At 46.8% G+C, this 24,026-nt stretch carries 21 protein-coding genes, 1 tRNA gene, 1 rRNA gene and 1 pseudogene; 15 read left to right on the top strand and 9 right to left on the bottom strand.

Annotated elements, in window-relative coordinates; translation table 11 throughout:
• Together rrf and NL644_RS22095 are read left to right on the top strand one after the other, a co-directional pair.
• A 5S ribosomal RNA gene (rrf, locus tag NL644_RS22090) occupies positions 1-114 on the top strand; the annotation flags it as partial.
• 70 nt (positions 115-184) lie between these two features.
• Positions 185-275: transfer RNA gene (locus NL644_RS22095), tRNA-Ser, on the top strand.
• A 736-nt stretch (positions 276-1,011) separates the two neighbouring features.
• Here NL644_RS22095 and NL644_RS22100 read toward each other — a convergent pair.
• The 4 genes from NL644_RS22100 to hemC are packed head-to-tail and all read right to left on the bottom strand — an operon-like array spanning position 1,012 to position 5,091.
• Positions 1,012-2,193, bottom strand: a complete 1,182-nt coding sequence (locus tag NL644_RS22100; protein ID WP_170903542.1) for a heme biosynthesis protein HemY — start codon at positions 2,191-2,193, stop codon at positions 1,012-1,014.
• Positions 2,193-3,404: a uroporphyrinogen-III C-methyltransferase gene (locus NL644_RS22105; RefSeq protein ID WP_150915986.1), complete on the bottom strand. Its 1,212-nt coding sequence runs from the start codon at positions 3,402-3,404 to the stop codon at positions 2,193-2,195. The genes NL644_RS22100 and NL644_RS22105 overlap by 1 nt, the downstream gene beginning before the upstream one ends.
• A gap of 17 nt (positions 3,405-3,421) precedes the next feature.
• Positions 3,422-4,150, bottom strand: coding sequence for a uroporphyrinogen-III synthase (locus NL644_RS22110; protein WP_053807593.1), 729 nt, complete (start codon positions 4,148-4,150; stop codon positions 3,422-3,424).
• Between the two features lie 2 nt (positions 4,151-4,152).
• The gene (hemC, locus tag NL644_RS22115) at positions 4,153-5,091 is read right to left on the bottom strand and encodes a hydroxymethylbilane synthase (RefSeq protein WP_005393847.1); all 939 of its coding nucleotides are present in this window, start codon (positions 5,089-5,091) and stop codon (positions 4,153-4,155) included.
• Positions 5,092-5,437: 346 nt separating this feature from the next.
• Here hemC and NL644_RS22120 point away from each other — a divergent pair, with 346 nt between their 5' ends.
• Positions 5,438-7,966: a class I adenylate cyclase gene (locus NL644_RS22120; protein ID WP_253658800.1), complete on the top strand. Its 2,529-nt coding sequence runs from the start codon at positions 5,438-5,440 to the stop codon at positions 7,964-7,966.
• A 69-nt stretch (positions 7,967-8,035) separates the two neighbouring features.
• On the opposite strand, the gene cyaY is transcribed toward NL644_RS22120, so the two are convergent.
• On the bottom strand, positions 8,036-8,350 hold the full coding sequence (gene cyaY / locus NL644_RS22125; RefSeq protein ID WP_012841286.1) for an iron donor protein CyaY: 315 nt from the start codon (positions 8,348-8,350) through the stop codon (positions 8,036-8,038).
• Here cyaY and NL644_RS22130 point away from each other — a divergent pair.
• The 7 genes and pseudogenes from NL644_RS22130 to NL644_RS22160 all read left to right on the top strand — a co-directional run bounded on the left by NL644_RS22130 (position 8,330) and on the right by NL644_RS22160 (position 15,670).
• Positions 8,330-8,541, top strand: a pseudogene (locus NL644_RS22130) (lipoprotein). The gene cyaY and the pseudogene NL644_RS22130 overlap by 21 nt on opposite strands.
• Positions 8,542-8,602: 61 nt before the next feature.
• Complete coding sequence (gene lysA, locus NL644_RS22135; RefSeq protein ID WP_253658801.1) at positions 8,603-9,856, top strand: diaminopimelate decarboxylase; 1,254 nt, start codon at positions 8,603-8,605, stop codon at positions 9,854-9,856.
• 10 nt (positions 9,857-9,866) lie between these two features.
• Positions 9,867-10,697 (top strand): diaminopimelate epimerase, encoded by an 831-nt coding sequence (gene dapF, locus NL644_RS22140; RefSeq protein WP_006743008.1) that lies wholly within the window; start codon positions 9,867-9,869, stop codon positions 10,695-10,697.
• Positions 10,691-11,422 (top strand): DUF484 family protein, encoded by a 732-nt coding sequence (locus NL644_RS22145; protein ID WP_006743009.1) that lies wholly within the window; start codon positions 10,691-10,693, stop codon positions 11,420-11,422. The genes dapF and NL644_RS22145 overlap by 7 nt, the downstream gene beginning before the upstream one ends.
• The gene (gene xerC / locus NL644_RS22150; protein WP_085344475.1) at positions 11,388-12,320 is read left to right on the top strand and encodes a tyrosine recombinase XerC; all 933 of its coding nucleotides are present in this window, start codon (positions 11,388-11,390) and stop codon (positions 12,318-12,320) included. Before NL644_RS22145 ends, xerC begins: the two co-directional genes overlap by 35 nt.
• An 8-nt stretch (positions 12,321-12,328) precedes the next feature.
• Positions 12,329-13,045 (top strand): 5-amino-6-(5-phospho-D-ribitylamino)uracil phosphatase YigB, encoded by a 717-nt coding sequence (gene yigB, locus NL644_RS22155; RefSeq protein WP_085344496.1) that lies wholly within the window; start codon positions 12,329-12,331, stop codon positions 13,043-13,045.
• Positions 13,046-13,183: 138 nt separating this feature from the next.
• A complete protein-coding gene (locus NL644_RS22160) occupies positions 13,184-15,670 on the top strand; it encodes an EAL domain-containing protein (protein ID WP_253658802.1) in 2,487 nt (828 codons plus the stop codon).
• A gap of 74 nt (positions 15,671-15,744) precedes the next feature.
• Here NL644_RS22160 and NL644_RS22165 read toward each other — a convergent pair whose 3' ends face one another.
• Positions 15,745-16,359 (bottom strand): tRNA-uridine aminocarboxypropyltransferase, encoded by a 615-nt coding sequence (locus tag NL644_RS22165; protein WP_253658803.1) that lies wholly within the window; start codon positions 16,357-16,359, stop codon positions 15,745-15,747.
• Positions 16,359-17,909 carry a COG3650 family protein gene (locus NL644_RS22170; RefSeq protein ID WP_253658804.1) on the bottom strand — a complete coding sequence of 517 codons (1,551 nt, stop codon included), beginning with the start codon at positions 17,907-17,909 and terminating at the stop codon, positions 16,359-16,361. The genes NL644_RS22165 and NL644_RS22170 overlap by 1 nt, the downstream gene beginning before the upstream one ends.
• Positions 17,910-17,956: 47 nt before the next feature.
• Between NL644_RS22170 and NL644_RS22175 the strand changes: the two genes are divergently transcribed.
• Positions 17,957-18,427, top strand: a complete 471-nt coding sequence (locus tag NL644_RS22175; protein WP_253658805.1) for an EVE domain-containing protein — start codon at positions 17,957-17,959, stop codon at positions 18,425-18,427.
• Positions 18,428-18,480: 53 nt separating this feature from the next.
• Here NL644_RS22175 and NL644_RS22180 read toward each other — a convergent pair whose 3' ends face one another.
• Both NL644_RS22180 and NL644_RS22185 read right to left on the bottom strand, forming a co-directional pair.
• Positions 18,481-19,305: a Cof-type HAD-IIB family hydrolase gene (locus tag NL644_RS22180; RefSeq protein WP_005393831.1), complete on the bottom strand. Its 825-nt coding sequence runs from the start codon at positions 19,303-19,305 to the stop codon at positions 18,481-18,483.
• A gap of 236 nt (positions 19,306-19,541) precedes the next feature.
• Positions 19,542-20,549 carry an alpha/beta fold hydrolase gene (locus tag NL644_RS22185; RefSeq protein ID WP_047010230.1) on the bottom strand — a complete coding sequence of 336 codons (1,008 nt, stop codon included), beginning with the start codon at positions 20,547-20,549 and terminating at the stop codon, positions 19,542-19,544.
• Between the two features lie 65 nt (positions 20,550-20,614).
• On the opposite strand from NL644_RS22185, the gene rhtB reads away from it, so the two are divergent.
• From rhtB to NL644_RS22205, 4 genes are all read left to right on the top strand, one after another.
• Positions 20,615-21,232: a homoserine/homoserine lactone efflux protein gene (gene rhtB / locus NL644_RS22190; RefSeq protein WP_005393828.1), complete on the top strand. Its 618-nt coding sequence runs from the start codon at positions 20,615-20,617 to the stop codon at positions 21,230-21,232.
• Between the two features lie 24 nt (positions 21,233-21,256).
• Complete coding sequence (locus tag NL644_RS22195; protein ID WP_253658806.1) at positions 21,257-22,480, top strand: EAL and HDOD domain-containing protein; 1,224 nt, start codon at positions 21,257-21,259, stop codon at positions 22,478-22,480.
• 155 nt (positions 22,481-22,635) lie between these two features.
• Positions 22,636-22,971, top strand: a complete 336-nt coding sequence (locus tag NL644_RS22200) for a metalloregulator ArsR/SmtB family transcription factor (protein ID WP_005393826.1) — start codon at positions 22,636-22,638, stop codon at positions 22,969-22,971.
• 42 nt (positions 22,972-23,013) lie between these two features.
• Positions 23,014-24,015: an ArsJ-associated glyceraldehyde-3-phosphate dehydrogenase gene (locus NL644_RS22205; protein ID WP_085344482.1), complete on the top strand. Its 1,002-nt coding sequence runs from the start codon at positions 23,014-23,016 to the stop codon at positions 24,013-24,015.
• The last annotated feature ends 11 nt before the right edge of the window (positions 24,016-24,026 follow it).

Genomic DNA, 24,026 nt, shown 5'->3' on the forward strand with positions numbered 1-24,026 from the left:
GGCGACCATAGCGTTTTGGACCCACCTGATTTCCATGCCGAACTCAGAAGTGAAACGAAATAGCGCCGATGGTAGTGTGGGGCTTCCCCATGTGAGAGTAGGACATCGCCAGGCTTTAAATATCGTTATTTGCATAGACAAGTAACAATATCATCAGTGTACTAATCTGTTGATGACAATTTGTGGAGAGATGGCTGAGTGGTTGAAAGCACCGGTCTTGAAAACCGGCATACGTTAATAGCGTATCTAGGGTTCAAATCCCTATCTCTCCGCCACTATTCAGAAGCCTCGCTAGAAATAGCGAGGCTTTATTCGTTTCTGACGCTTGGAAATTCGTTAGGGACTGGAATCAATCCCTTAGCTGATCGTATCCCCGGACTAGGTATCCCTGCACTATGTCACTTGAGAAGTCTTGCTTTAAGCGCGTTCTCGTTATCCACGGGTTGTGCAGCGACAGAAGTCTATAACTTTATCTTCTAACGAGAGCCATCAAGTCTGAGTATTGGCATTCCTACCTCTAAGGGTGAAGTGTTTCTGTTAACAAGAGACTTGTTTTTACTCTTTACTCGATGTTACGTGCGTTAGCGCTCTTAGTGTTACCTAATGGCTCTTCGCTATCTTGCCCTAGTTGGTACAATAAACACTCTCTAAGCATTGTATAGGACAGCCCTTCATTGAAGATAATGGAGAGTATCGGAGCTTATGTACCTATTTTGCTTCCTGCACTATTTCAAGTTACCTGTATTTTGTTAGTAGAGCTCCTTCCTAGAAACTTATATTTGGTTGTTCGCCTTGAAGAAAGTGTGCAAGCTATTTTTTAGAGGATTTTATTGGGCTTAATGGAGTGCTGCTTGGAACGAATTAAGGAAGCTTTGCTAGGGCTTCCCAATGAAGCTCAGGAGATTGCAGGGCATTAGCTCTAGTGGATATTGCAGGTTTGTGGAGTGTTGATGAGTGACAGGCAATAAAAAAGCCGACAGTAAACTGCCGGCTTGGTTAGATGACTGCTACTTAGTCGTTCTGGACGAGCGTGAGAGCTTTACGAGAGACTTCGTGAGCGGCTTTAGTTAGATTCTGCTTCTCTAGTGTATCTGCTAGGAATGCATAATCAGAGACGTCAGAGCGAAGCTTTAAGGCGATCTCAAAGTGGTCTTGGGCTTCTTGCCACTTCTCTTGACGGAAATAGAAGTGCGCTAATGCGCTATGCGCAGCGGCGTTATCTGGCTCTTTCTTCACTACCCCCTCTAAGAAAACCACGACAGGGTGGATATCTGGCAGGTTTAGATCTGGCAGTAGTTGATAAAGCTCAGGAGCCGGTTGTTTTTTCAATGCTTCTTTTAGCACAGTAAAGGCTTCAGCATCTGCTTTCCGGGCTATCAACTCACGAGCAAAACAGGAGACTAGGTGTGTGTCTTGTTTTACTTTGCGTGCAAGGCTATTCCAATGAGAAATAAGCCCTTCGCTACCCTGTTGTTGCGCTACTTCATGGAGTAAGCCGCATTGCGCCTTTTGAATCAGCTCTGCGTGTTCTTCTTCCGTGATGAGTTTTGCTTTGGTGAGTTGTGGCAAGAGGTCAATAAGAGGTTGCCACAATTTTAGCTGCATGTACGTTGTTTTCAGCAAGTTCAATACAATCGAATTACTCGCATACTGACCTTTTAACGATTGCAAAGTATCGAAAGCAGCCTCGAACTCGTTATCGCGAATAAACTGTTTAGCACGAGTTAGCTCTACTGCAAGATGAGCATTCTCTTGCTGGCTTGCTAGCTCCAGGTAGTGATCACGTTTTGCTTTATCACCTTGACCTTGTGCGGCTTCAGACGCGACTAAGTAACAAAGTAGCGGCATATCGTGATGATTCGCCCAGCGAGTCACTTTTTTCTCGGCACCTTTCCAGTCTCCTTCAAGGAGTTTAATAATGCCTTCATTGGTGTATCGACGGGAATGGCGCATTTTGCGCACACTGAAGTAGTTCCATGTTGTAGAACTTGCGTAAACTAGCTTTTTAATTAGGTACTCAAGTAGAAAAAGACCTGCGAGTGCTGCGATAACGAATACGACCAATGTCGTTACGCTCATCTCGATCGTTTTCTCAGCGATGGAGATGAGTACATAGCCTTGCTGACCAGAAAATTGAGTGCCAACAAATAGTCCTGCACCTAGTACAACAAATAGGAAAATAAGACGAAACATTACTTATCCTCCATACCTGTCATCGTTGTGACTTCGCGACGTAGGCGCTCACGGATGACATCTGATAGTTGAGACTGACTTTGCAGTTTCGTTGGGTATTCCACTTGAATGTTTTGCTGGCTTAACTGGTTAACAGTTTTGTTGAACTCTTTAACGGAATTATCGCCTTGGTTGAAGAAAGCTAATGCCCATTTGTCGGCCGTTTTTAGAGACGTGGTGTAAATTTCACCTTGCTCTTGGTACACCGCTTTTATTGCGGTCTCCAATTTGGCTTTGATGTTTTCTTTTAGGTAAAAGTGTTGCTCAGGAGAAAGCAGTGGAATGACGTTACCATCGCGCGTGCGGAAGGTAATGAAGTTTTCTGAAAAGTCCTTCAGAGAGGTCATTAAGTTATCTTGCCAGTTTGCAATATCTTCCGACACTTCAGTGTTCTCTACGGCTTCTGCTTCTGGGAGTAGTGCATTGGCGAGAGGTAGCTTGTCTACTTGCTGTTGCAGAGCAGTTAAGCGTAGTACCAATCCATCACGGTCAATCAGCGGGATAGTACGAAGTTTGGTGATATCGTTCGCCATTGCTTTACGTAGTTTGACGAGGCTAGGGTCATTCAGTGCTGCAATGCGTTGATCAGCACTTTCCATTAGTTGAGTTGCGCTTTCTACGTCATGTTCTAAGAACAGTTTACGACCTGCTAATTTGACGAGGTAATCGGCTTCAGCAAGTAGCCAGTCGTTTGGTCGACGACCTTTCACATCGGCAACGGCAAGCTGTAAGCTTTCAATGCTCTTCTGTTGCTGTCCCAGTACCACTTCCGCTTTGTGTGTCACGGTCGTTGCTTTCTCGATGGTTTCTTCTTGTACCCGGCTGAGCTCTTGCTTCATGGAAGCTTGAGTGCTTTCTAGCTGACTTTTTAGTTGGGCGATCTGCGCTTGGTAATCGGCTTGCTGCTGATGTAGCTTGTATGCGAGGCCACCGCCAAAAATAATCGATAAGATGATAGCGACTGTGCCTAGTTTAACTCCGCGCTTGCCTTGTTTTTCTTCAAATTCGACTTTGGCTGGCTCGGCGGTTTTTGGGGGCTCGGCCACTTTTGGCTGTTCTTTTTTAGGGGCCGCATCCTGCTGCGATGTGCTTTTTTCGGCTAGCGGTGCCGATGAGGTTTCTTCGGAAAGGTTTTTATCGTTATTTTTTTGGTCGTTATTTTTACTTGTCATGCCTATATCCTGTGTAGCTAGGGCTGGAGAGCCGCCAGTAATTCTTGGTTGGATGCGCTTCCCGTGCATCTCACCCGAGTGAACCCCCTTTGAAGTGCGATGTCAGCGATACGCTGACTGGGGATATACAACTCTTGTTGATTAAGCCAAGTCAATTGCTCTGACGTCAATTGGCTGCACAAATAATCCAGTTGCTCACCACTGGTGACGATGATCTGGTCAATTTGTAGGGTTTTCCATAGTGAGACACAGCTTACTGGATCGAATGGGATGAATTCTCTCTTGTAAGTCTCACTATAGTGAACTTTTGCGCCACGTCTCACCAATGCATCTTTGATCAGCTCTCTTCCACCGTTCCCACGAAGGATAAGAACCTGTTGTTGGGCCACATTATTGAGCTCTGGCAGTCGCAATAAATGTTCACTATCACTGACTTGGGGATAGTGTACTTTCTGTTGGGTACATTTGCTTAAATAGTGTGCTGTTTTTTGACCAACGGCAAGGTAAATGGCTTGTTTCGGCCATGATGTCTCGTTGCTGGCTATGATTTGCTGTGCACATTGCACGGCATGTCGACTAACAGCGATAACAATTTGAGCTTGATGCAGGTGTTTAGAGAGGTGCGTGTCCGTGAGATCGGCGACAATGTCGATCAGAGGATGGTGATATGCGGAAATGCCGTGCCTTTCGAGCAGAGAGCAAAGCGCGCTGCCTTGCTCTCCCGGCCGAGTGACCAACACTGCCATGATTATTCGTGATCTGCGTACAGCTTAGTTAGGATTTCACGAGCGCCGTTATCCAGTAGTTCATTGGCTAACTGCACTCCTAACGTTTCGCCGTCTTTACGATGGCCACGGATTTCACCACGAACAATTTCGCTGCCATCTGGTTCGCCAACTAATGCGCGTAGCCAAATGTTATCGCCATCTAGCAGGGCATAGCTGCCGATAGGTACCTGACAGCCGCCTTCTAGCGTCAGGTTCATTGCGCGCTCACACAAAACGCGGTCTACAGTGTCTTGGTGGTTAAGTGGCTCAAGTAGCTTAAGCAGCCTTTCATCGTCAAGGCGGCACTCAATACCGACAGCACCTTGGCCAACCGCAGGTAATGATTGCTCTGGCTCGATAAAGCTACGAATGCGCTCTTCAAGCTTCAATCGTTTAAGGCCTGCCGCAGCAAGAATGATCGCATCGTATTCACCCGCATCTAGTTTACCAAGGCGAGTGCCCACATTACCGCGAAGCTCTTTAATGATGATATCTGGACGATATTCTTTCAGTTGGCATTGACGGCGCAAACTGCAAGTACCAACCACTGCACCTTGAGGGAGTTCATCAATGTTGCTATAGGTATTGGAAACGAAAGCATCACGAGGGTCTTCACGTTCACAAATGGTCACGAGGCCAAGACCTTCCGGGAAATCGACGGGCACGTCCTTCATTGAGTGAACGGCAAGGTCTGCACGGCCTTCTAGCATTGCGACTTCAAGCTCTTTTACGAATAAGCCTTTGCCGCCAACTTTTGCTAGCGGTGTATCTAAAATCACGTCACCTTTGGTCACCATAGTTACTAACTCGACTTCCAAACCAGGGTGAGCGGCTTGAAGGGCGTCTTTGACAAAGTAAGCTTGCCATAAAGCAAGAGGGCTTTTTCGAGTTGCAATGCGAATAGGTGTGGATTGTGTCATGATCTTCTCAATGCTGTTTGGATTTGGGTTTATCCTACCATTCTCATCAAGAAATGCTTACTGTTAGTTCGTTATCTCTGAGAGCTATGAATGGAATTACATGACGTTATGAAAATAGTGTGACTGGATTCTCAATTAGACTAAGGACTATTATTAGTAATAGGTAATAAGAGCGACACTACCGCGCGATTAATTTTGTGACTAAAGTATGGTTTTGCACCCTGAGTGGTGCGTGGGCGTGAAACTTTACCCGCACCAATAAAAGTGTTAAATTGATCACGTTTTTAGGCCGTTTTGGTTTAAAACGTCAGCAGATTTTCGTGATTGTTCAACCAAGGAATTCCCCTTGCAGGCTTACACCCCAAAAATCATTCAGCGACTAGATAATTTGAATCAGCAGCGAGTTGATCGCGCGCTGGCGCTTATGGATTCGCAAAGCCAGCAAGTCTTCCACTTGATTCCTGCCTTGTTGAACTACAACCACCCTGTGATTCCTGGCTATTACGATGCCGATGTCCCGTTTGGTGTGCATGGGCTGGCGCTAAATAGCATTCAGCAGCAATTCATTGATGACATTCAACTTGCGATTGGTCAGCCACTTAAGACGGCTGAGAAGCCGGCTATCTTGGGCTTATACACCATGGGCAGTACCTCATCAATTGGTCAAAGTACTTCTAGTGATTTAGATATTTGGGTGTGTATTTCGCCAGATATGGATTGTGACGAGCGAGAATTGCTGACCAATAAATGCTTGCTGATCACCGACTGGGCACAAAGCCAAGGGGTGGAGGCGAACTTCTTCTTAATGGATGAAGAACGCTTTAGAAGCAACCATTCTGAAGAGATGACGGGTGATAACTGTGGCTCATCTCAGCACTTACTTTTGCTTGATGAATTCTATCGCAGCGCGGTGCGTATTGCTGGACAGCGTTTATTATGGCAAATAGTGCCGCCAGAAATGGAAGAGTGTTACGACGAGTATGTTTCTCAATTGTGCAGTGATGGTTACATCGACTGTAGTGAATGGATCGACTTTGGTAAATTGAACCGCATTCCTGCTGAAGAGTACTTCGGCTCGAACTTGTGGCAGCTATACAAAAGTATCGATTCTCCCTACAAATCGGTATTAAAAGCCATTCTGCTTGAAGCTTATTCGTGGGAATACCCGCATACGCAACTGCTAAGCATCGACACCAAGCGTCGTTTCTTTGCCCATGAGCCAGACCTCTATGGCATGGATGCATACTACTTAATGCTGGAAAAAGTGACTCGCTATTTAGAGCGAATCCAAGACGACACTCGTTTGGATTTGGTGCGCCGTTGCTTCTATCTCAAAACCCATGAAAAGTTGTCGCGTGAACCGGATGTTGGTTCAGTGGCTTGGCGCCGTGAAGCGCTGAGCGACATGATTGCAAAATGGGATTGGGATGCCAGCGTTGTTGCTGAGCTCGATGATCGCCGCAACTGGAAAGTTGAACAGGTAAAAGTGGTGCATCATGCGTTGCTGGATGCGTTGATGCAGAGCTACCGTAATTTGATTCAATTTGCGCGTCGCAACGACATTACCTCCGCTATCAGCCCGCAAGACATCAGTATTTTGGCTCGTAAGCTTTACGCCGCTTTTGAAGTGTTGCCGGGCAAAGTGACGTTGCTCAACCCACAGATTTCCCCTGATTTGCATGAACCGGATTTAAGCTTCATCGAAGTGAAAGATGGTGGTGTGAACAAGTCTGGTTGGTATCTCTATAAACAACCTCTGATCGCGCACCGCATTTTGGGGCAGCCATACTTAGAACATCATGAATACTTGAGCAAGTTAGTCTCTTGGGCATTCTTTAATGGTTTAATCACCGAGTCGACTCGTTTGCACGCGGTGGTGCGTGAAGCGCAACTGGATATCGATAAGTTCTACCAAATGGTGAGCGACTTACGAAATACCTTTGCGCTGCGTAAGCGCCGTCCGACGATGCAGGCATTAGCGAGCCCATGTGAAATAAGCCAGCTAGCGATGTTCATCAACTTTGAAAATGATCCTACGTCAGAGCTTTCGGGCCGTTCACTGAAAGTGGATGTAAAAAATACCGATATCTTCAGTTTTGGTCCGGAACATAAAAACTTAGTCGGCAGTGTCGACTTGGTTTACCGTAACTCCTGGCATGAAGTGCGTACGCTGCATTTCAAAGGGGAAACGGCGATGCTGGACGCACTGAAAACCATTCTGGGCAAAATGCACCAAGACGCGTTGCCACCAGAATCGGTGGATGTGTTCTGTTATGCGAAGAACATGCGTGGTGTGATGCGTAATATGGTCTACCAGCTTTTAGCGGAATGTATCGACTTACGCTTGAAGCCAGTAGAGCAAGAAAAACGCCGCCGCTTTAAAGCGATGCGCCTTGGTAACCAAACTTACGGGCTGTTCTTTGAACGTCGTGGTGTGTCGGTGCAGAAGTTAGAAAACTCCATTGATTTCTATCGCAGCATTTCTACTAACAAACTTAAAGGCTCGCCGCTATTAATGCTCGATCGTGAGCAAGAGTATCAAATGCCAGAAGCGGTGGATGGTTTTGCTAGTGAAGGTCTAGTGCAGTTCTTCTTTGAAGATAATGAAGATGGCTTCAATATTTATGTGTTGGATGAGTCAAACCAAGTTGAAGTGTATCACCAGTTTAGTGGCTCCAAAGACGAGATGATTTCGTCCGTGAACAGCTTTTACACATCAGTAAAAGACGACAGTCGTGTTGCGTCGAAATTTATCAACTTTAACCTGCCGCAGTACTACCAGATTATCCATCCAGAAGAGGGCAATGCTTATATCATCCCTTATCGTAATGATGGTTGCTCGCCGCATCGTCCGACGAAAGCGGTGAACGCGTAATTAAACCCGTATCAATAAACAAAAAGAGCACTTCGGTGCTCTTTTTGTTTTGGTGACGATTGACGGACATTATGCCCAATCAATGGCTTCGCCCGCGTGCTTTTCACACTCTTGCTTCACCATTTCAAATAGCTCCATGCCCGTTTTTGAGCAGGTCCATTTATCTTCAATAAGCTTGAAGTGGAAACCACCAGATTTGGACGCTAGCCAGATCTCATGCATCGGCTCTTGGCGGTTAATGATGATTTGGCTGCGGTCTTCAAATTCCAATGTCATTACGTTGCCAGTGACTTCGTAATCAATGTCTGCGCCTGAATCATCGATGGATTCTTCGATGATTTGCATCTGCGCATCCACCAGTTGATGAAATTCAGTATCGTTCATCCGTCTATCCTATTGCTTTTCCTGAGTGTGGTGCGATTATAGGGGGCATTGATTCAATAATCACGATATGCGAAATGAAAAAATTAGTTACTGTGTTGTTTGTGATGGTTGCCGCGACGTTAGCGGGATGTGGCCAGTCTGGCTCACTATACATTCCAGATGACACTCAACAGAATGAGCAATCACAATAAATAACCGCGCCTTAGGGTGAAATTAGGGTTCAGCAGTCGAATAAAATAAGGGAAGCGAATTTTGGATTACTTCAACTATCAGGATGATGGCCAGCTTTGGGCCGAAGACGTCCCACTTCAAGCTCTTGCAGAGCAATATGGCACTCCTCTTTACGTATATTCTCGAGCCACGCTAGAGCGCCACTGGAAGGCGTTTGATAGTGCTGTGGGTCAACATCCTCATCTAGTTTGCTACGCGGTGAAAGCGAACTCAAACCTAGGCGTATTGAACGCACTAGCGCGTTTGGGTTCGGGCTTTGATATCGTATCAGGTGGTGAACTTGAGCGTGTGATTGCCGCAGGCGGTGATCCGAAGAAAGTCGTCTTCTCGGGTGTTGGGAAAACACCTGCAGAAATGAAGCGTGCTCTTGAGCTAGGTATCAAATGTTTCAACGTTGAATCTGAGCCCGAGCTAGAACGTTTGAATAAGGTTGCGGGTGAGCTTGGTGTGATTGCGCCAATTTCTCTGCGTATCAATCCAGATGTCGACGCGAAAACACACCCTTACATTTCGACTGGTCTTCGCGACAATAAATTCGGCATTGCATTTGATCGTGCGCCAGATGTTTATAAATTCGCGCAAAGCCTGCCGAACTTGAATGTGCAAGGTATCGACTGCCACATTGGTTCTCAGCTCACCAATATCGACCCATTTATCGACGCGACAGACCGTTTATTAGCCCTGATTGATGATTTAAAAGCGCAAGGCATTAACATTCGTCACCTTGATGTCGGCGGCGGTTTAGGTGTGGTCTATCGTGATGAATTACCACCTCAGCCTTCAGATTACGCCAAAGCGTTACTTGGTCGTCTTGAAAATCACCAAGACTTGGAGCTGATTTTTGAGCCGGGCCGAGCAATTGCTGCGAATGCAGGTATCTTGCTAACGCGTGTTGAGTTTTTAAAACATACTGAGCACAAGAACTTTGCCATCATCGATGCGGCAATGAACGACTTGATGCGTCCTGCACTATACCAAGCATGGCAAGATATCGTGCCAGTTTCGCCGCGTATGGGTGAAGCACAGACTTACGATTTGGTTGGCCCTATTTGTGAAACCGGCGACTTCTTGGGTAAAGATCGCGCACTCGTTTTGCAAGAAGGTGATCTACTCGCGGTTCGTTCAGCAGGTGCCTATGGTTTTGTGATGTCTTCGAACTACAATACTCGTACCCGAGCGGCAGAAGTAATGGTGGATGGTAAACAAAGCCACTTGGTTCGCCAGCGTGAGGAGCTGACCAGTTTGTGGCAGCTGGAACAGATTCTACCGGAGTAACACACAACAAATGCATTTCCACTTTTCCAAAATGCACGGTTTGGGCAACGACTTCATGGTCGTCGACTGTATTACCCAGAACGTGTTTTTCTCGCAAGACCTGATCCGCCGTTTGGCGGATCGTCATACCGGCGTTGGTTTTGACCAATTGCTCGTGGTAGAAGCCCCTTACGACCCTGAAACTGATTTCCATTATCGGATTTTCAATGCCGATGGTAGTGAAGTCGAGCAGTGCGGGAATGGCGCGCGCTGCTTCGCGCGCTTTGTTCGCTTGAAAGGGTTGACCAATAAATACAGCATCAGCGTAAGCACCAAAAAAGGAAAGATGATTCTCAACATCGAAGATGATGGAGAAGTGACGGTCAACATGGGTGTTCCAGAGTTTGAGCCGAACAAAATTCCTTTTAAAGCCAAGCAAAAAGAGAAAACCTACATCATGCGCGCTGGTGAAAAAACGCTGTTCTGTGGCGCGGTAAGCATGGGTAACCCGCATGTGGTGACGGTGGTCGATGACGTGGATACTGCTGATGTCGATACATTAGGCCCGCTGCTTGAGTCGCACGAGCGTTTTCCAGAGCGCGTCAACGCTGGCTTTATGCAGGTGGTGAGTCGTGACCATATTCGTCTTCGAGTTTACGAGCGAGGCGCAGGTGAAACACAAGCTTGTGGTAGTGGCGCATGCGCGGCGGTAGCGGTAGGGATTCTTCAGGGTCTGTTGGATGAAAACGTTAAGGTTTCTCTACCAGGTGGTGAACTGCGAATTGCGTGGCAAGGTCCGGGTAAGCCGTTGTTTATGACCGGACCTACAACGCATGTATTTGATGGTCAATTGTCTTGCTAGTAGAAGAAAAAGGAAACGGTTTGTCTCAAGTAGAAGCAGATGCCTTAACGGCTGAAGTGGTGGCCGAGTACCTCAAAGATCATCCCGATTTTTTTGTGCAGCGTCCAGAGCTTGTGGATCGTCTATCTTTCCCACACTCAGACTTGGGTGCGGTGTCTTTGGTGCACATACAAATGAATCGCCAACGTCAGCGCATTGAAGAGTTAGAGGAAGAGATCACCACACTGATGTCGCTTGCGGCGAACAACGATCGCACCTTTTACGAATTTATGGATTTGCAGGGGCAGATTCTAAAGTGTGGTGACTTTAAACAAGTCATTCATTCTATTGAAGAGAAAGCTAAAGCACTTGGCTTACGCGCGTTTGTTCGATTGTTTAGTCAATGCGACGCATCTATTCAATTGAGTAAGGAAAGTTATCAACGTTTTGCGACCACCCACCTAAATGGCAAAGACGCGTACTTAGGACGTCTTCGCAAAGTGGATCGTGAAGCTTTGTTTGGCAATATGGATGTGCCGGAAATGGGGTCCTATGTGGTACTACCGCTCGTGAAACAGCAAACACTGGGCGTGCTAGCGTTCTCTAGTGAGGATGGCGGTCATTTTCAACCAGATATGGATACCTTGTTTTTGCGTCACCTATCATTAGTAGTGGCACATCTCGCTCAAACATTGGTATGGCAAAGTTACGATGACGACAACTCCCAACACTCCTCTGCCAAATAGTCTGCAAAAGCCTCTTGAGCGCTTCTATGAATTCTTACGAAGCGAAAAGGGGCTCAGCCTACATACTCAACGCAATTACAAACAGCAGCTAGAAACCATGGCGCAGCACTTGGCTGAAATGGGACTTAAAGATTGGTCTCAAGTGGATGCAGGCTGGGTGCGCCAATTAGCAGGTAAGGGCATGCGGGAAGGCATGAAAGCCAGCAGTTTAGCGACGCGCCTCTCATCGCTGCGTAGCTTTTTCGATTTCCTTATTCTGCGTGGCGAGATGTCAGCTAATCCTGCCAAAGGGGTTTCAGCGCCACGTAAAAAGCGCCCGTTGCCGAAAAACCTCGATGTTGATGAAGTGAGCCAACTGCTTGAGGTCAACGAAGACGACCCGTTGGCTGTGCGTGATCGTGCCATGATGGAGCTGATGTACGGTGCTGGCTTGCGTTTGGCTGAGTTGGTGAGTGTGGATGTACGTGATGTACAACTGCGCAGTGGCGAGCTTCGTGTTATCGGTAAAGGCGACAAAGAACGTAAAGTTCCATTCTCTGGCATGGCAACTGAATGGGTTGCCAAGTGGTTGAAAGTCAGGGGCGATCTTGCTGCGCCAGGTGAACCCGCCTTGTTTGTGTCTAAACTCGGAACGCGTATTTCGCACCGTAGCGTGCAAAAACGTATGGCAGAATGGGGACAGAAACAGTCTGTGGCGAGCCATATTAGTCCGCATAAATTGCGTCACTCGTTTGCGACACATATGCTCGAATCCAGCAATAACTTACGTGCGGTGCAAGAGCTTTTAGGGCACGAGAACATTTCGACGACCCAAATCTACACGCACTTGGATTTCCAACATTTAGCGCAAGCCTACGACCAAGCCCACCCACGCGCACGTAAAAAGAGCGGGGAGTGAGCCGAAGTATGAAATTTTATCGCCGTATCGAGCCTATTAAGGCCATGACCTTCGATCTTGATGACACGCTGTATGACAATTACCCGGTGATTATCCGTATGGAGCGTGAGTTGTTGGCTTGGTTGCAGCAAACACATCCTGCCGTGGCGCACATGGATAAGGCTGATTGGATGCAGGTAAAAAAACATGTGCTCCAGCAGAGACCGGGTCTCAGAAGCGATGTGACGCTTTGGCGTTTAGTGCAGCTAAAGCATGGTTTTCTTTCAGTTGGCTATGATGAAGCGCAAGCTCAAGCCGCAGCTGAAGAGGGTGTGCAGCTCGCTTTGGATTGGCGCAGTCAGTTTGAAGTGCCCCAATCAAGCTTAGATGTTTTGACACAATTGGGAGAGCGAGTTCCGCTCGTGGCGATCACAAACGGCAACGTCGATTTAGATAAAATTGGCTTAACGCCGTATTTTCAATGTGTGCTCAAAGCGGGGCCTGATGGGTTAGCGAAACCCGCCACCGATATGTTTACTAAGGCGAAACGGTTCTTGGATATTCCAGCAGAGAATATTCTGCATGTCGGTGATCACCTAACCACGGATGTGCATGGTGCAAAGTCGGCTGGTTTTGCGGCTTGTTGGTTCAATGATATGAATAAAAATGTCATTAACCATTCAAAAACACGTACTTTACCTGATATTGAAATCAATAGTTTGCAGCCGTTACTCACACTTTTTTAATTGCTTTCGCATTAATCCATTCTAATCTCATTTTGTGTCTAGAAAATCAGCGTAAAGCCACGTAAATTATTCACTATTAAGTAAAAAGAGTAACGCCACACGTCGTGGTGAAGATAGTGTTACGGCAGTGGTAGGCGCATGCGAGCTTTTTCAAAACTGGTTTATGATGTCAGTCAGTTAAATGACTTTTTAGTCACTTCTCAGTTCTCTTCAAGTAAACAATATTTGGTGCAAATATTGTCGACTCAATCACGCGACTTTGCGACCACACTTTCGGACGCTGTTTTATTGTTGCTGCCGAATGCTCATGTCATGGGGCATAGTACGCGTAATGTCATTCTGGAGGGGGAGATATTTACCTCTGGTTGCCTGATCAGTGTGACTGAGTTCGAACAAACCACGCTTACTTCTGCCGTCCAAACCTACTCTTACTCCCCCGATATTGATGGTGGAGAGCTCAAACGCTCGCTTCTGTTGCAGCATAATTCGCAAGTGATCCTCAGCTTTGCTGTGCAAATTGAACGACGTGACTATCCCTTGTTTCAAACCTTCGCCAGTGAAGAAGTCGTGATCTCTGGAGGGTTGGCGCAAAGTATTGATGATGGCTGTTGGGTGCTATATCAAAACCGAGTTTACGATAACGCTGTGGTCGCCGTAGCTTTGCACAGTGATACATTGAAGTTATGGACGGATGCGTATTCGGAATGGAACCCGATTGGCATGCCACATAAAGTCACCCATGCAAAAGGAACGCGCTTGTATTGCTTAGGTGAACAGAAAGCGTTGGACGTATACAAGCGTTACTTGGCGGATGGCCATGATGTGACGCTGAGTCAGTTGCTCAGCTTTCCTTTGTATCGAGAAAGTTTGGGGCGCAAGGAAGTTTGCACGGTAACGGAGCTGCACGCTGATGGCAGTATGAGTTTCGACAGGCCTTGGTGTCTTGGTGACGAAGTACAATTTTGCTATAACCACCCCTCATTAACGCTCGAACAGGTGCGACATGGTGTGGTTGAGTTAGCCATGCACCAACCTGAAGTCGTGATGATTTTTAACTGCGCGTCACGGTTAGACTTTATTGACAGCAGCGACGAAGTCCAAGCCTTCAAAGATATCGCGACGACGTTTGGTAGTTATTGTATGGGGGAACTGCATGGCGGTATTGGACAGCCAGAAATTCTTCATCACAGTCTGACGTATTTAGCGATGCGAGAGGGAGATGAAGTACAAGCATTGAACTTGCCTAAGTCGCCCGTTAGCTCCTCTATTTCACCATTGTTTAGCTTGATTCGAAATGCGATTGGCGACCTCAACCATATGAACGCGCATATGGGGTATCAACTCGATCGCCAAACGCGCAAGTTACAAGAAAGCTATCGGCGAGATAGTCGCACTGGATTACAAAACCGAGTCGCGCTGCAAGAGCGGCTGAGTAGCATTGATTTGGATGAGCACTTGCTGACTCTAAAGCTACTTAACTTCAGCCATATCAATGAAAAATACGGTTATAGAGTAGGGGATCAGCTACTTAAAGACCTCTCAATGCATTTTACGAATCGACTGCGAAAGCGTTTTGGCATGCCAACGGCTTTGCAGCTTTATAGTATTGGAGTTGGTGAGTGGGCGTTCATATTTAAAGCTGACCAAAGCAGCGAAACCATCAAACAGCACTTTACTCGTTTTGCCGACGCGGTAGAGCAAACTAATTTTGAGCCAATTGGTCTGCGCGAAATAGATTATCTTTCTATCTCGCTGTGCGGTGGCTTAGTGAGTCGTCGAGATTTTCCATCAGCTTCTGCGGATGAGCTATTGCTCAAAGGCATTGAAGCGAGGCGCTCCGGTGTGCGCAGTAATACCCATATCTGCAATGCGAAAGACATCGAAGTCAGTGAGGATGTGCGTAAAGAGCAGCTTGGATGGTTGAGTTGCGTCAGTAAAGCCATTCTCAAACAGAACATCATTACCTATAGCCAGCCGATAGTGCATGCGGATAGCCATAAATTGGCAAGCCAAGAATGTTTGGTTCGCATTTTGGAGGAGGATGGAGCGGTGATTGCGCCAGGGCGCTTCCTGCCTATTATTTCCGATACGCATCTTTATACTCGATTGAGTCGGCACATGATCCATTCTACGTTACATTACATGCGAGATAGGCAAGGTGACTTTTCTATTAACTTATCGCCGCAAGATTTGCTTAGTGATAAAACTTTAATGCTTTTAGAGCATGAAATTTGTCAGCTCAATGACCCTAGGCGAATTGGTTTGGAAGTGTTGGAATCTGAGCAAATCAAAGACTACGGTCGAATGATCGAAGTATGCAGTCATTTCAGAAGCTTAGGAGCGCGTATTATTGTTGATGATTTTGGCTCAGGCTATTCCAATATTGATGAAATCCTAAAGCTGGAGCCGGAAGTCATAAAGCTCGATGGCAGCTTGATCCGTGATATCGATAAAGACTTAAAGCAGCGCAAAATAGCTTCTCAGTTGGTGCGTTTATGTCAGGTGTTTAACGCGGAGACGGTGGCGGAGTTTGTCCACAATCGAGAGGTGTGCAAAATCGCGCAGGATATGGGCGTCGACTATCTGCAAGGCTATTATCTGGGTGAGCCGACCCGATTATTTTAATGCTGTTTCACGTGAAACCATTCAAAATAAAAACGCAGCCTTGGCTGCGTTTTTTTATTTTGAGTAATTCGGTTTTAGTTGCGTGAGCTCGGTGATTGCTTGAGAGCGTGTCCACTTTTTTCGGCTTGAAATAGTCCAAGGTAGTGAGCAAAGAATGTGAGCATTTTTTGCTGGTTATTTTGCTCGCCTAGTTGTCCGAGTAAATGTGCGGCGACTTCAAACGTGCACAAGTTACCTTGTTGTTGGTTGCGTCGCAGCTGATATTGCGAGTCTGCCGAGGCAGACAGCGCCATAGTAGGGATACTTTCTAACCAACGGCTCTTGTTGATCATCTTGCGCGCCTCTTGCCAGGTAGCGTCCAAAATAATAAACAGCGGATTTTTGGTTTGTTGCTGGCTTTGGAGCGCCACATGTTCGAGTGTGACGCTTTCTTCACTTGGGAATAGAAGCACTGGATACAGCGACGGATCAGATAATCGAGCGAGCAAGTCTGCTGGTGGTTGTTTTCGGTCCCAGATTACTCGCTCAATATTGAGTTGGCACTGCTCTAGTAGCTGACCGGTATTAGTATCACGCGACAGTTCATTTGGATGCATCAACAGCAAGATGTTGTGCTCGTTGGTAAGTTTCGGCACCAGTGAGCACATACAGTTGAATTGAAAACCACAATTTGGGCACGGTTGCGACATTACAGACGAACTCCTTCGCGCACAGGGCTAACCCCATCCGAGAACAGACGCACGCCACTGATTTGGTTTGGCGTTGCCGTTGGTGCCATGCTTGGGTTGAGTGGGTAGCTAACCCCACTGTATTGCATCACGTGTTGGGCTGCCTTAGATCCGCCACCGCTGACATTAAAAATAAGATCTCGCCAGCCATGAGAGGTTTGTTGGCCGAGCATAATCGGGCTTTGTACCAGTGTGATGCGGCTATTGAAGCGCCACTCTTTTTCGTGATGTTCAAAGATCAGCAATGTACAGCCACCGGAACCACACCAATCCAGCTGTACTAATAGCTCTTCGTTACCATCGCCGTTGAGGTCATAAGTTAGCCAACGGTACTGGTTGTTGTTGGGGTTGGTTTGGTGAATGAAGAAGTAGTTGCGCACGGCGGCATCTACTTTTGAGTCAAACTCCGCACTAGAAGGTACGTCTGCACTGCTGATGGGCTTGTTGGCGCGTTTCTCGGCTGGTTGCATCATGCCCTCATCACGAGTGGTGGCAGGGTAAAGCACTAAACCACCATCGGCGATTGGGTATACCAAGTTACCGACTTTTTCTTTGGTCGCTTTGAGCTGATTACCTTCTCGCGTAAACAGTCGCTCTGACATCAGTCTTTGTTGTTGATGATGCGTCATGACGACTTGAACCTGAGACGGACTTAATTGTTGCCAGTACCCACGCTCGATTAACGGTGCCTGCCCATTGGCGTAACTGTATTTTGTTGTGGCGCTGTGGTCTGGGTTTAAGGTCATTTGCACCTCAAAACCTTGTGATTGGGTTGAAGTCGCGACATAGGTATTGGCCCAGCCAAGCGTAGCGTCCACGTTTGCAGCTGTACCACAACCTTGATAAGTGTCGCCATCATGTTTTAGCGTCGCTTTCCAGCCATACAAAGAATCACTCATCGTATCTGAGCAGAGGTTTTCTGTTAGGCGAAGTTCACCATCTTGTAGTTGATATGTGCGCTGGCGAGGTTGAAGTTGACTGCTCTTAATCGCTAATTTTGTGGTTTGTTTGCCGATTTGTTGGAATGTCAGTCCATTAGCCTCAAAGCTTGCCGACCAAGAAGGCTCATTACCAAACACGCGAGTTGGTTTGTTTGGTTGCTGACAACGGTTTGGGTTTTCCGTTGTCAGGAAGTTCACTTGTTCCACGACAAAGTTAGCATCGAAATCGGCAGAAAACCCATCGATGCCCGGTGGGTTGAGATGGCCGATAACCTCGCCATACATGGTTTGGTAAGGCTCGTTATTTAACTGAATTGCTCGTTGCATTTGCTGTGGTGACAGTTGTAACCAATATTGCTTGTCGCTGCCACAAGGCATGATGTATTGGCTCTCGTGACCGACGATCACTTTTCCACGTAGCATAAAGGTTTGAGGTTGAATGGTGTCAGGCTTATCTAAGGTGGCTGGTGGAGAAGCTGGGTCGGCAGAGCCAGATTGTGGCGGCTGCGAACTACATGCTTGCAGAACCAGCAGAGTGGCAAGCGCCACTGGGTTTTTCAAAGCCTTCATGTTATATCTTCCTCATTATTGTTACTCAATCGGCATCGGATGGCATTATGGCATATTGGTTATTTAAAACTGAACCAGATACCTTTTCTATTGACACGCTTCGAACCCAAAAGGTTTCATGTTGGGAGGGAGTTCGTAATTATCAGGCGCGCAATATGATGCGTGACCAAGTGAAGGTGGGCGATTTAGTCCTGATTTATCACTCTTCTTGCAAGAATGTTGGCGTTGCCGGTATTGCTAAAGTCGTGAGAGAAGCCTATCCCGATCATTTCCAGTTCGATCCTGAAAGCGATTATTACGATCCAAAGTCAGACCCAGATAACCCGCGTTGGATTATGGTGGATGTCGAGTTTGTGCGTAAAACGGCGCGAGTGATTCCGTTATCGGTGATGAAAGCGATGCCAGAACTTGAGAACATGCCATTGGTGAAACGTGGAAATCGCTTGTCGATCATGCCTGTGACAGAAGAAGAGTGGGAAGCGATCCTTGGCAAAGAGAAGTGGCCAAGTCAGCGATAAAAGAAAAGGGCGCGAATGTGCAGCCCTTTGTTATTGTTTGGAGTATTTGCAGCTTACAGCAAGTGATCTTGTAGGTAGTGTGCAACCGCATCTTCTGCATTGCTGCCAATCACTTCGTTATTTGGCAATGCTTTCATCACTTTCTCGTGTGATGTACCCATGACCAATCCTTTACCTGCCATCGACAGCATTTCTACGTCATTCATGCCATCACCAAATGCCACGCAATTTTCTAACGTGAGGCCGAGTTTTTTCGCTACCGCTTCAAGAGCATGGCCTTTAGACACACCTGCACTCATTACTTCCAAGCACCATGGTGTTGAAAACGCAATATTCAGCTTATCGCCAAATTGTTCACGTAGTTTGTTTTCAAACACCACCAAGCGTTCGTGATCTTGTGCCGGATGGGTGAAGAAGATTTTCGCAATACCGTCAGTTGGCGCTTGGTCTTCATCGAATAAGACGTATGTGAATTCGTCATGGAAATCACGCAATGTTTCGTCGTCTTTGTTCATCAACCAACTGTCATTTTGATACATGTGGATAAGTATTTCTTGATCGTGCTTGATCGTGTCGATCACGCCTTGAACCAGCTCTGCAGGGACATTCTCGCTGTACATCAGCTGGTCTTCCTGGTCATGCACACGGGCACCGTTCGAGGTGATCATGTAAGCCGGAATACCGACCTGACGACGGATGCTCGCAACGTCTACGTGGTGACGGCCTGTTGCAAAGACAAAGGTGTAACCCTTTTCATGCAGCGCTTTTAGCGTCTCTTTTGAGTAAGCACTGAGCTGATGGTTTGGTGCGAGTAACGTGCCATCCAGATCTGAGGCAACGATTTTAGTGATCTCTTTGCAAGGTAGCGATGTGCTCATGAAGTCCTCGTAAACGGTTTGGATAGTGTGGAACAGGTGATTGCAAACGGAGTACAGCAGACTGACTAGATCATGCTGCTCCGAATGCGGGGGAACTTTGGTCGGTTGCATCTACGTGGTTAAACGCAGCCAGACCTAAGCAGTGTACGTCAAAATGAGGATGAAAAAGAGGGTAAATCAATGTGCAGACATTTCCTCTTTAATCATGGCCGTGAAATGGTCGCCTAGAGTTCTTATTATGTTTTTTCGTTTGGCGATGATTTCGGGTCATTCATAAAGCGGAAGATCGCATCGAGTGCTTGATTACGATACTGGTCGGTCTCGAATAAGATCTCATGCTGTGCGCCTTCGATAGAAAGTAGCTCCGCATGTGGGTTGGTTTTACGCAATTTATCGATAAAACGTTTTTGTGCCAGATTGCTGACAATACGATCGTTCCCAGCTTGAATCAGGAGCACCGGTACTTTGACTTGGCGAGTCAATAAAAAGCATTGTTTTGCTGCCATTAGCCCTTGCCATACCCATCGTGTGCTCGGTCCACCGACTTGCAGTTCCGGTTTTTCCGTATAGAGATTTCGGAACCATTGGTAGCGACCATAGCTTTGGCTGAGCGGGTTATCTTCAAAGGGTTTAGGAAAGTAGGCCTGATGTCCTGGCGCATAACGTGGCAAAGTGGATACCGCTGACATAATCTGTGTCACTGGAATCGCTATTGGCGATAAGTACCATGGCAGATTAATACCAAACATAGGCGCACTGAGAATCAAACCAGTAAAGGGATGTTCTGGGTGAGTTTGCAGATAACGTGTAGCGATTGCGCCGCCCATGGAGTGGGCAATGATGAAACATTGCTGATAGTCGCTAAGGTCGTGTTTGTTTACGACCACGTCCATATCGTCAATATAATCAGTAAAGTCATAGACGTGACCCATATCTGAGTCAGACAATAGACGATCTGATAAACCTTGTCCGCGGTGGTCAAAGGAATAGACGTCGAAGCCTTGGCGATAGAGATCGTAAAACAGTTCTTGGTATTTCCAGGAAGATTCAATGCGCCCATTAACGATGAGCACGGCTTTTTTATGTTCTGGGTTGGTCAGTTTGCACCAGTAAATGTTCTTTTTCTCAGTTCCTTTAACAAAGCCTTCTTGGCGAGTTTGCCAAAGTGCCGCGATCGGACCACCAATTGCTTGCTCAAATAATGACTCTTGAGTATAAGTCAAAGGTGAATGGTTAGTAGCCATTAGTCGATTACCTGAAGATACGTTGTTTACGCGATGTATCATCGAAGAATTAGTGAGGAAATGCAATGGATACCCACGTCTGGTTAGCTTATGTAGTAACTGCAATCGTTTTTAGTTTGGCTCCGGGGTCTGGCACGGTGAACTCAATCAGCAATGGTTTGAGTTACGGTACTCGCAAATCTTTGGGGGCTGTGATCGGTCTCCAAATTGGTTTGGCCATTCACATTGCGTTAGTTGGGGCGGGAATTGGTGCGCTGGTCGCACAGTCGGCAACGGCATTTTCTGTCATTAAATGGGTTGGTGCGGCTTATTTGGTTTGGTTGGGTATCCAGAAATGGCGAGACACCTCCAGCTTGGTGGCGGCTGAGAGCCACAAAGACATGTCTGGCATGGCACTCTTGTACAAAGCTATTTTGATTAACCTAACGAACCCTAAATCGATTGTTTTTCTGGTGGCGTTGTTTCCACAGTTTATTGACCCGGCACAAGACCAACTGACGCAACTGTTGGTGCTTGGTGTTACGACTGTTGTGATCGACGCGTGCGTGATGTTGGGTTACACCACCTTGGCGGCGCAAATGGGACGTTTTATTCGCTCCGATAAAATCATGGGGAAAATAAACAAAGTCTTCGGTTCAATGTTTATGGGTTGTGGTGCATTATTAGCAGCTGCAAAGTCATAAGCCATTTATAGGTCCTTCTTTAGCATGAATACAACGTATGTTGCTCGCCAGCCGATCTTTAACCGCAAAAGACAGACGCTGGGTTATGAATTGTTGTTTCGAGATGGGGAGAGTAACGCATACCCTTCGCATATTGAGTCAAACCGAGCAACATACCGATTAATTGTCGAGAATTTCCTATCACTGGGCACTAACCCAGTGATTGCTTCTTCGCGATGCTTTATCAATTTTCCTCATCAAAGCTTGGTGCGCCGCTTACCGCGCAGCTTGCCAAAAAACAAAATCGTCGTCGAAGTACTGGAAACTTGCCAGCCGACCGATGATCTTCTCGATGCGATTCGCGAGTTGTATCGAGAAGGTTATTTGATCGCGCTGGATGATTTCACCTTAACGCCGGAGTGGCGTCGCTTCTTACCTTACGTGCACATCGTTAAACTCGATATCATGGCAATGGGGCTGGAAAAAGCGTGTGCGTTGGTCAAAGGTCACCTTGCTAAACGCGTCAAATACCACTTTTTGGCGGAACGTGTTGAAACCGCAGAAGAGTTTGAGCAAGCCAAAGCGGCTGGCTTTAAGTTTTTCCAAGGCTACTTTTTTAGTAAGCCATTAGTTTCGCAAACAAAATACGTGAGCCCTGAGCAAGTGTTAGCGCTACAGCTTTTTCGTGAAGTCTGCTCACCAGAGCCAGACTTTTCTCGTATTGAAACCATCATTACGCAAGATGTCGCGTTGTCGTACAAATTATTGCGCTTTGTAAATACGCAAGCGCCAAACCTCGCTGTCGAAATCAGCTCGTTTCGTCAGGCCTTGATCTACCTTGGTCAGGATAATCTTAAGCAGTTTGTCTCCTTGGTCGTGGCGTCGTATATCTCTAGTAACAAGCCTCGAGAGCTGTATCACCTTTCATTACAACGAGCGCAGTTCTGCCAATTAATGTCGCGTTATCAGCCATTTTCCCACCTCAACGAACAAGGGTTTATGGTCGGTTTATTATCGATTTTAGATGCGATGCTTGATTTGTCGGTGGAATCTTTAGTCAAGCAATTGCCACTTAGCGAATCTGTACAACAAGCCTTATTACATCGCAAGGGGGTTTATGGTGCGCTGATTTCTCTCGAAGAGTGTTACGAGCGTGCCGACTGGTCAGGCGTTGAAAAAATCACGACGCAGCTGGGATTGTCTTTGGAAGAGGTCAAGCTCTCGTTAGGCGAAGCGGTTCGCTGGAGTCAAAACGTCGCAACCGCGTAAATTTCTGCCGTATCTTTATTCTCTCTAACCGTTCTTCTCTCAATCTTTATTGGCTGTTTCGATGTGAAACTTTTATGACGATGATGGGATCACTCTTGACGACATCTCAGAGTTAAATAAATATATACGCATATCCATATATAGGTATGTTTATTATGCTTCCACATCAGTTTTTCAAGCTGTTATCCGATGAAACGCGCGTACGTTGTTTAATGCTGGTGGCCCGTGAAGGCGAAACTTGCGTGGGTGATTTGGCGTTTGCGTTGCAAGAGAGTCAGCCGAAAGTTTCTCGTCATCTTGCTCAGTTACGCTCCAGTGGCATCTTGGTGGATAAACGCCGAGGGCAATGGGTGTACTACGAGTTATCGCAGCAATTACCAGGTTGGATGCGTAAGCTGATTGAAGACTTAGTGGCATCAAACTGTTTGAAGCAAGAGTACCAAGACGACATCACACGCTTGCACGATAAAAGTCGTGAGGCTTGCTGTTAATAGCACACAGAGATTCAAGGTAGAAGATTAAAGGGTAAAACTATGACAATTAAAGTAGGAATTAATGGCTTTGGTCGAATTGGTCGTTTAGCACTGCGAGCGGCATTCGACTGGCCAGAGTTAGAGTTTGTGAAAATCAACGATGTCGCAGGTGATGCAGCGACGCTTGGCCATTTATTAGAGTTCGATTCAGTGCAAGGTCGTTGGCACCATGAAGTGCAGGTTGAGGGCAATGAACTCGTCATCAACGGCAAGCGCATCGCCACGACTCAGCAACGTGATATCGACGCCGTGAACTGGTCTGGCTGCGATGTTGTGATTGAAGCGACAGGTGTACACCGCAAAACCTCGTACCTAGACCAATACCTCGATCAAGGTGTGAAGCGCGTGGTGGTGAGTGCGCCAGTGAAAGAAGAAGGCATTGCGAACATTGTTGTTGGCGTGAACGATCATATTTTCGACCCTGAAAAACATCGTATCGTGACAGCCGCTTCGTGCACAACAAACTGTATTGCGCCTGTTGTGAAAGTCATTCATGAGAAGTTGGGCATTGAGCAATCCTCTTTCACGACAATTCACGATTTGACCAATACGCAAACCATTTTGGATGCACCGCACAAAGATCTGCGCCGTGCTCGTGCGTGCGGCATGAGTCTTATCCCGACCACTACTGGTAGTGCGACTGCGATTGTGGAAATTTTCCCAGATTTAAAAGGCAAGATTAACGGCCACGCGGTACGTGTACCATTGGCGAATGCGTCATTGACCGACATCATCTTCGATGTAAAACGCGATACCACAGCAGAAGAAGTGAACGCTTTGCTGAAAGAGGCGTCGGAAGGGGAGTTAAAAGGCATTCTTGGCTTTGAGGAACGTCCGTTAGTGTCGATCGATTACAAAGGCGACCAACGCTCAACCATCGTTGATGCACAATCCACCATGGTGGTTGGCTCACGAATGGTGAAGATTTACGCCTGGTACGACAATGAAATGGGTTACGCAACGCGCACCGCAGAATTGGTTCGTAACGTTGGTCTGGCATAACCGGAGTTCAC

The sequence above is a fragment of the Vibrio sp. Y10_XG_PY6 genome (genome assembly GCF_024181795.1).
GTDB classification, from domain to species: Bacteria; Pseudomonadota; Gammaproteobacteria; order Enterobacterales; family Vibrionaceae; genus Vibrio; species Vibrio diabolicus.